Raw genomic sequence first — 6856 nt, 5'->3', positions numbered from 1 at the left:
AAATTACATAAAAAAGTAAAATAATATTATAAAGAGACACAAATCACCATCTAATGTAATATTCGAGAATATAACAAGGCATTGTAAATTGTTAATGGTTCTGAATAAATAAGAAAACTTTAATATTCCATAAAAAGCTTCTCAATGAGAAAGATCTCTTCTACGCAAAAGCCTAATACTATATTGTAAATTTAAGGAATGTAAAGGTGGAATCAACAATTGGATTTGATGAAGCGGACAGATTGGAATCACATAAAAAGAGCTGTAATGATTTTACAGCTCTTTATCTTTTTTTTTTTATCTAAGTTTTATTCAGCGATAACCCTTACCATGCTTTTCACCTTCACCAGCTTTTCCATCAGCTCTTCTCTGGAGTCAGCCAGAACATTGATGTGTCCCATTTTTCGTCCTGGTTTGGTTTCGGTTTTCCCGTAGAGATGAATGTAGGTTTTCGGTAACTTAAGAACATCATCCATTCCTTCATAGATCACTTTTCCTGCATGTCCTTCTGCCCCAACAAGGTTAAGCATTCCGCTGTAAGTGAAAGCATCTGTGTCTGCCAATGGCAGGTTTTTTACAACCCGGTACATCTGCTCAAACTGGGAATTGGTATTTCCTTCCTGGCTTTGGTGACCTGAATTATGCAGCCTCGGAGCTGTCTCATTCACCCATACTTTTCCATTTTTATCAAGGAATAATTCGATGGCAAAAAGACCTGGAGAATTTACAGCATTTAGAAATTTCTCAGTAATGGAATCGATCTGTTTCTGGATATCGTCACTTAGAAATACGGGACAGATATTAAAATCCAGTAAATTTAACTTGGGATCAGCTACCATTTCTGTTACGGGAAAAGTTTTGGTTTCACCGTTTTCATTTCGGGCAACGATTACGGAAAGTTCCTTGTCTATATCGACCAGACTTTCGATCACGGAAGCTTCTTTCCATAAATGTTGATAGTCATCTTCGGTTTTAATTACCTGAACTCCTTTACCGTCATAACCTCCTGTATTCATTTTCTGCACAAACGGCAAAGGCATCATGATCTTTTCTTCGCTGTCCCAAACGACCTGAAATTCAGGGCTTGGAATATCGTATGTTTTATAGAATTCTTTCTGGAGGATCTTCTGCTGAATGGTTTTAATAATGGCCGCATTGGGAACTACTTTCACACCCTGTTGTTCAAGCTCGGCTAAAGCATCTGCATTTACGTGTTCTATTTCAATGGTTACCACGTCTTTATCTTTTCCGAAATTCAGTACCGTATCATAATCGTTGAAATTCCCCTGCGTAAAATGGGAAATACTGCTGCACGGCGCATCGGAAGCTGGGTCCAGTGTGTAAAATTGGTCATCGTATTTCAGTGCGCTTTGTATCAGCATTCTTCCGAGCTGTCCGCCTCCTAAAATTCCTATTTTCATTCTTACTTTTATTTTTTCTATTAGATTTTTTAATGGAAAGCTTTATTGAATTTTATCGATCTTTAAATACCCAAGCCCTATTGGGTTTTCCTGATTCTCTGCCTCAGATTTTGAAAGGATGATGGAATATTTTTCTTTCATTTTTTCCGGCAGAATATCATTGACATTGAAGATATCATCAATATCAACACCGTGCTTATCATCAATATGGCTTACAGCTCCTTCAAAGCCCATTGTCGCATAAAATTCTGTTGCCTTTGCCCTTTTAATGATTTCTCCCATTGATTTCCCCACCATCAGGTGTTGTTCGTGAAATTCTTCAAAAAAGCCTTTTTTGTACCCTCCTAAATTAAGGAAATACAGCTGGTCTTCGGATGGCAGATCTGTTTTTTCAACAATCTCCACCTCATATCCGTCTGCAAATCTCACTTCCTGATAACAGTCCACATGAATCTTTCCTTCTGCTTCTTTCCAGAAATCTTTCATATCAGGAACAAGATCTTTAAGGTTTTCTGCGATCCCGAAAAAAACGTCATGCTGCTCGATATTCCTGCCTTTGGGCGTTGCACCGAGAATGATATAAAATAATTTCATTTCAGTTTTCATAACTGCAAAAATACGTCAAATTTATCTTTTTTAAACGTTTGGCAGAGTACTACAATAGTTTTATATTTGTAGCATGTCAGAAATCATCATTCTGTTTCTCGGCGCAGTTTCCGCCGGTCTTTTGGGTTCACTTACAGGTTTGGGAGGAGGAGTTATTATTATTCCTTTATTGACGCTGGGTTTTGGCGTTCCGATGCATTATGCTATTGGTGCTTCTTTAATTTCTGTGATCGGTACTTCTTCGGGTGCTGCCGTAGCTTTCGTGAAGGAAGGTTTTACGAATATGCGGATAGGCATGTTTCTGGAAATCGGGACTACTGCCGGAGCGATTATCGGAGCATTAGTTTCCGGAATGCTTAATCCCAATACCATTGGAATTATTTTCGCAAGTATCCTTTTATTAACAGTTATTATCAATCTTAAGGGAAAGCCTGATCACCAGGAACCATTGATAAAAGGAAGCCTTGAAGAAAAACTGAAATTATACGGAACTTTCCCCGATAAAGGAGTTTTAAAAAGTTATTCTGCAAGAAATACGGTTTCGGGATTTCTGATGATGCTGTTTGCCGGTGCCATGTCCGGACTTTTAGGAATCGGTTCCGGTGCATTAAAGGTTTTGGCAATGGACAATATGATGAAGTTGCCGTTTAAGGTTTCTACAACAACAAGTAACTTTATGATTGGTGTAACGGCTGTGGCCAGTGCCCTGATCTACTTCCAGAGAGGCGAGATCATTCCTGTAATTGTGGCTCCGGTACTTATTGGTGTCGTAGTAGGAAGTTTCATAGGTTCAAAAACCCTGATGGTATCCAAAACGAAGAAATTAAAAGTATTCTTTGCGATTGTGATCACCATTTTATCAATATATATGATGTATAACGGTATCAATAAAAGTTTCAGATAATGAGAAAGAATTTTACAGATGTGGATCTGAACCGTTCGGTAGGAAATCTTCTGAGGCTTGGTGTTATTTTGTCTGTGGCAACATCATTGATCGGCTTTATTAAGCTTTTTATGGAAGGCTTTAAAATGCCTAAAAAATATACTTCTCTGGATATGGGTTCCTCTTCTGAAAAGGTATGGGGAATGTTTTGGAATTCTTTATGCAAGGGAGAAGGTATGGCCATCATCCAACTGGGAATATTGCTGCTGATCTTTACGCCTCTGGTTAGGATTATTTTTGCCCTGGTAGGGTATTTAAAAGAAAAAGACTACGTGTATGTAGTCATTTCTTCAATCGTGCTGGCTATTATGGCTGTTAGCTTCTTTACGGGTTATGCCCACTAATTTTTACATTTCATAAAACTCCAGCGGAAGCTGATCCGGATCCTGGGTAAAGAAAAATTCTTTTCCTGTATATTCATCTATGCGGATGGCTTCACAGGTGAGCCCTTTTGCTATGAGCTCATCTCTTTTGATTCCGACATTATCTACAGAGAATGCCAAATGCCTTAAGCCACACGACTCCGGGCGGGAAGGTCTTGGCGGCGGCTCAGGAAATGAGAACAGCTCAATAACGTAATGATCTCCGATAGCAAGATCAAGCTTATATGACTGTCTTTCTTCACGGTAAACTTCACGGATAATAGTAAGGCCTAAAATTTCAGTGTAGAATTTCTTTGAAACTCTATAATCTGAGCATATAATGGCAATGTGATGGATCTTCATTTAAAATGTTTTTAAATTCTTCTGTCAGATTTCTATAGATTTGAAAATGAAATCAGATTAATTCTCATTATTTTATTTCTCTGCAGTTCTCTTTTCTTCTGGTATCGATGATGTACTGAATTTTCCAGTCATTTTGCTGCTTAACCAATTGAAAACTGTTCGCTCCGCAATGTGAGAATTTACCTTTAAAAAAGAATGAATACGGTGTAAAAACACTGGCAAGTCCGCCATCTGTATGCACAGCATCAATGACAATTCTTTCATCCAGATCACCTTTTGAAAATTTGGAAACAGAGGCTATAAATTCCTGTACATTTTCGTTTTTCACTGTTCCGTCTTTAGCAATGCTCTGGAGAATGGCTCCTTCTGCAAAAGCAGATTTCATCAGTTCAGGATCTGCATTCTTCATTCCTAAAAACAGATCACGGACCGGTTTTTCTATTTCCTGGTTATGCTGTCCGAAACAGAAAGTACTGAAGAGCAGGACAACTGCAATAAGTTTATTCATATGGTTTTATTAATCTGACAGAATAAAAATAGGGAAAATTATGCTAATCTAGTAAATTAGCATAGCTAAAAAGCGAATTGATTTGAATTGTATAAAAAATAAACTATTTTTATCCGTTGATTAAATTTTATGTGGGGTATTTATTTGTCGTTAATCGGATTGCTGGTGCTTTTGACACTATTGCCTAAAATTCAGAATTCCCATTGGATATTCAGGGTTCCGGAGTTTGGTAAGATTCAGATTACTTATGCTGTTTTGATCACTTTTGTTTTGGGGCTTTTACTTGATCAGTCTCAACATCTCTGGTACTCACAGAGTCTTCTGCTGTTATTGTTCATTCACCACGGGGTTACCCTTGTGAAGTATACACCGCTTTATCCGGTCAAAAAGCATAAGCAGCAGCATAAATCTTCTCGAAAACTGCATTTTATTTCTGCCAATGTTTATCAGTTTAATAAAGAATACGAAAGATTTATTCAACTTATTAAAAAATACAAACCTGAAGTCTTTATGACTATGGAAAGTAATGGAGATTGGGAACAGGCCTTGAAAGTTCTTGAAAAAGATTATCCGTTCCGGCATAAAGTAACTCTCGAAAACACCTACGGAATGCATTTCTACTCTAAACTTGAGATCAAGAGTGCACAGACTCATTATTTCGTGGCTGATGATATTCCGAGCATTGAAATACACCTAAAGACTGAAGACGGATTTTCATTTGTATTTTTCGGAGTGCATCCGCCTCCGCCAAGCCCAACTGAAGAAGAAACCTCTAAAGAAAGAGACGGTGATCTTTTAAGTACGGCAAAACGGGTAAAAGACATCCATGAACCGGTTATTGTTGTAGGAGATTTTAATAATGTAGCATGGTCGAAATCATCCATATTATTTAGAAAAACGAGTCATTTGATTGATCCCAGAATAGGACGTTCTTTTGTGTCTACCTTTCATGCGAAATACCGCCTGCTAAGATTTCCGATCGATCTGATGTTCCACAGTGAAGATATTTTTATCAAAGAGCTTAAAACCCTGGAAAATTTCGGTTCAGACCATCTTCCGGTATATTGTGAGTTTTTCATAGACCATCACAACGATGAACAGGAAGAGCGGGTTCAGGAAGCGACTCCGGAAGAGAAAGCGGAAGCAGAAGAAATGATACAGGAAGGAAAAGAAGAAGACGGTAACCGCGATGAAGTGATAACTGAAGGATAAATATATCTGACAAAAACCAATAATTTATAATAAAAAAGAGACTGTCAGGTGACAGTCTCTTTTTATTATATTGTATTCCAAAATTTAGAATAATTCTTTTCTGATAATATTCTGGCTTCTTTCAGGACCTACAGAAACCAAATATACATTGATTCCCAGGTATTCCTCAATAAACTCTATATATTTCTGAGCATTATCCGGAAGTTCGTCATAGCTTCTTACTTTGGTAAGATCTTCGTTCCATCCCGGTAAATCGTGATAGATTGGTTCGTAGTTGTATAATTTCTCCGTTGAAGAAGTGAAATAATCAATGATCTTATCATCTTCAGTCTTATAATGTGTAACGATTTTCAGATTTTCAATTCCTGTAAGTACGTCTAATTTTGTAATAACCAGGTTATTGATTCCGTTAATCATACAAGCGTGCTTTAAAGAAACAAGATCTAACCAGCCTGTTCTTCTTGGTCTACCGGTTGTAGCACCAAATTCACCACCGATCTGTCTGATCTTTTCTCCTAGTTCGTTATCCAGTTCGGAAGGGAAAGGTCCGTTTCCTACTCTTGTACAATATGCCTTGGCAACCCCGATAAGGTTTTGAAGTGAAGTCGGCGGAACACCGGCTCCTGTACAAACTCCTCCTGTAGAAGGTGAAGAAGAAGTTACGTATGGGTATGTTCCGAAGTCGATATCCAGCATCAATGCCTGAGCTCCTTCGAATAAAACATTTTTACCGTCTCTGATCGCTTCATTCAACTCTACTTCCGTATCTACGATTCTGTCCTGAAGCTGCTTTCCGATGGCTAAAAATTCGTTATAAATTTCCTCTACATCCAGTGTTGGCTTTCCGTAGTATTTTTCAAAAAGAGAATTTTTAACTTTTAGGTTTTTCTCAATTTTATCTCTTAAGATTTCAGGATTTAAAAGGTCTACCATTCTGATCCCGATTCTTGCGATCTTATCTTCATAGCATGGCCCGATTCCTTTTTTAGTAGTTCCGATCTGAGTTCCTCCATGTTCCTCTTCACGGTAAGTATCCAAAAGAATGTGGTAAGGCATGATCACATGCGCTCTTCTGCTGATAAAAATGTGGTCAGTTCTCAAGCCTTTGCTCTCGATCTGGCCAACCTCTTTAATGAAAGATTTTGGGTTTACCACTACTCCATTAGCAATGATACACTTCCCTTTGCACTGTAGTACACCAGAAGGAAGAAGGTGAAGTACAAATTTTTCTTCGCCTACATAAACCGTGTGACCAGCGTTGTCTCCCCCTTGGAAACGAACAACATAATCCGATTTAGCCGATAAAACATCCGTGATTTTTCCTTTACCTTCATCTCCATACTGAAGACCTACAACTACGTAAGTTGACATATTTTACTTTTATTTTAGATTCATGCAAAATTACTTTTTAAAAATAGGGTGGGCAAATTATGAGGGAAAT

General features: G+C 37.9%; 8 protein-coding genes. 3 read left to right on the top strand and 5 right to left on the bottom strand.

What is annotated here, in order from left to right; all coding sequences use genetic code 11:
* Positions 1 to 308: 308 nt before the first annotated feature.
* Entirely contained in the window at positions 309 to 1421 is a 1113-nt protein-coding gene (locus DRF61_RS21815; RefSeq protein WP_111960972.1) for a 5-(carboxyamino)imidazole ribonucleotide synthase, read from the bottom strand.
* Between the two features lie 42 nt (positions 1422 to 1463).
* Positions 1464 to 2015 carry a DUF1543 domain-containing protein gene (locus DRF61_RS21810; protein WP_111960973.1) on the bottom strand — a complete coding sequence of 184 codons (552 nt, stop codon included), beginning with the start codon at positions 2013 to 2015 and terminating at the stop codon, positions 1464 to 1466.
* Positions 2016 to 2100: 85 nt separating this feature from the next.
* Between DRF61_RS21810 and DRF61_RS21805 the strand changes: the two genes are divergently transcribed.
* Complete coding sequence (locus DRF61_RS21805; RefSeq protein ID WP_111960971.1) at positions 2101 to 2931, top strand: sulfite exporter TauE/SafE family protein; 831 nt, start codon at positions 2101 to 2103, stop codon at positions 2929 to 2931.
* On the top strand, positions 2931 to 3314 hold the full coding sequence (locus tag DRF61_RS21800; protein WP_111960970.1) for a DUF1634 domain-containing protein: 384 nt from the start codon (positions 2931 to 2933) through the stop codon (positions 3312 to 3314). The genes DRF61_RS21805 and DRF61_RS21800 overlap by 1 nt, the downstream gene beginning before the upstream one ends.
* 3 nt (positions 3315 to 3317) lie before the next feature.
* Here DRF61_RS21800 and gloA2 read toward each other — a convergent pair whose 3' ends face one another.
* Positions 3318 to 3695 carry an SMU1112c/YaeR family gloxylase I-like metalloprotein gene (gene gloA2, locus DRF61_RS21795; protein WP_111960969.1) on the bottom strand — a complete coding sequence of 126 codons (378 nt, stop codon included), beginning with the start codon at positions 3693 to 3695 and terminating at the stop codon, positions 3318 to 3320.
* A gap of 67 nt (positions 3696 to 3762) precedes the next feature.
* Complete coding sequence (locus DRF61_RS21790) at positions 3763 to 4203, bottom strand: nuclear transport factor 2 family protein (RefSeq protein WP_111960968.1); 441 nt, start codon at positions 4201 to 4203, stop codon at positions 3763 to 3765.
* Between the two features lie 129 nt (positions 4204 to 4332).
* Here DRF61_RS21790 and DRF61_RS21785 point away from each other — a divergent pair, with 129 nt between their 5' ends.
* A complete protein-coding gene (locus tag DRF61_RS21785; protein WP_111960967.1) occupies positions 4333 to 5415 on the top strand; it encodes an endonuclease/exonuclease/phosphatase family protein in 1083 nt (360 codons plus the stop codon).
* Positions 5416 to 5499: 84 nt separating this feature from the next.
* On the opposite strand, the gene DRF61_RS21780 is transcribed toward DRF61_RS21785, so the two are convergent.
* Complete coding sequence (locus tag DRF61_RS21780; RefSeq protein ID WP_111960966.1) at positions 5500 to 6786, bottom strand: adenylosuccinate synthase; 1287 nt, start codon at positions 6784 to 6786, stop codon at positions 5500 to 5502.
* Positions 6787 to 6856 lie beyond the last annotated feature (70 nt).

Origin of the sequence: Chryseobacterium lathyri (genome assembly GCF_003290185.1) — a bacterium.
Taxonomy (GTDB): Bacteria; Bacteroidota; Bacteroidia; order Flavobacteriales; family Weeksellaceae; genus Chryseobacterium; species Chryseobacterium lathyri.
The sequence above is the reverse complement of the archived record's forward strand: the minus strand, read 5'-3'. Positions and strand labels throughout refer to the sequence as shown.

Bases quoted from the DNA above. Each gene is read 5' to 3' on its own strand.
- DRF61_RS21815 (WP_111960972.1), bottom strand. From the start codon at position 1,421: ATGAAAATAGGAATTTTAGGAGGCGGACAGCTCGGAAGAATGCTGATA.
- DRF61_RS21810 (WP_111960973.1), bottom strand. From the start codon at position 2,015: ATGAAATTATTTTATATCATTCTCGGTGCAACGCCCAAAGGCAGGAAT.
- DRF61_RS21805 (WP_111960971.1), top strand. From the start codon at position 2,101: ATGTCAGAAATCATCATTCTGTTTCTCGGCGCAGTTTCCGCCGGTCTT.
- DRF61_RS21800 (WP_111960970.1), top strand. From the start codon at position 2,931: ATGAGAAAGAATTTTACAGATGTGGATCTGAACCGTTCGGTAGGAAAT.
- gloA2 (WP_111960969.1), bottom strand. From the start codon at position 3,695: ATGAAGATCCATCACATTGCCATTATATGCTCAGATTATAGAGTTTCA.
- DRF61_RS21790 (WP_111960968.1), bottom strand. From the start codon at position 4,203: ATGAATAAACTTATTGCAGTTGTCCTGCTCTTCAGTACTTTCTGTTTC.
- DRF61_RS21785 (WP_111960967.1), top strand. From the start codon at position 4,333: ATGTGGGGTATTTATTTGTCGTTAATCGGATTGCTGGTGCTTTTGACA.
- DRF61_RS21780 (WP_111960966.1), bottom strand. From the start codon at position 6,786: ATGTCAACTTACGTAGTTGTAGGTCTTCAGTATGGAGATGAAGGTAAA.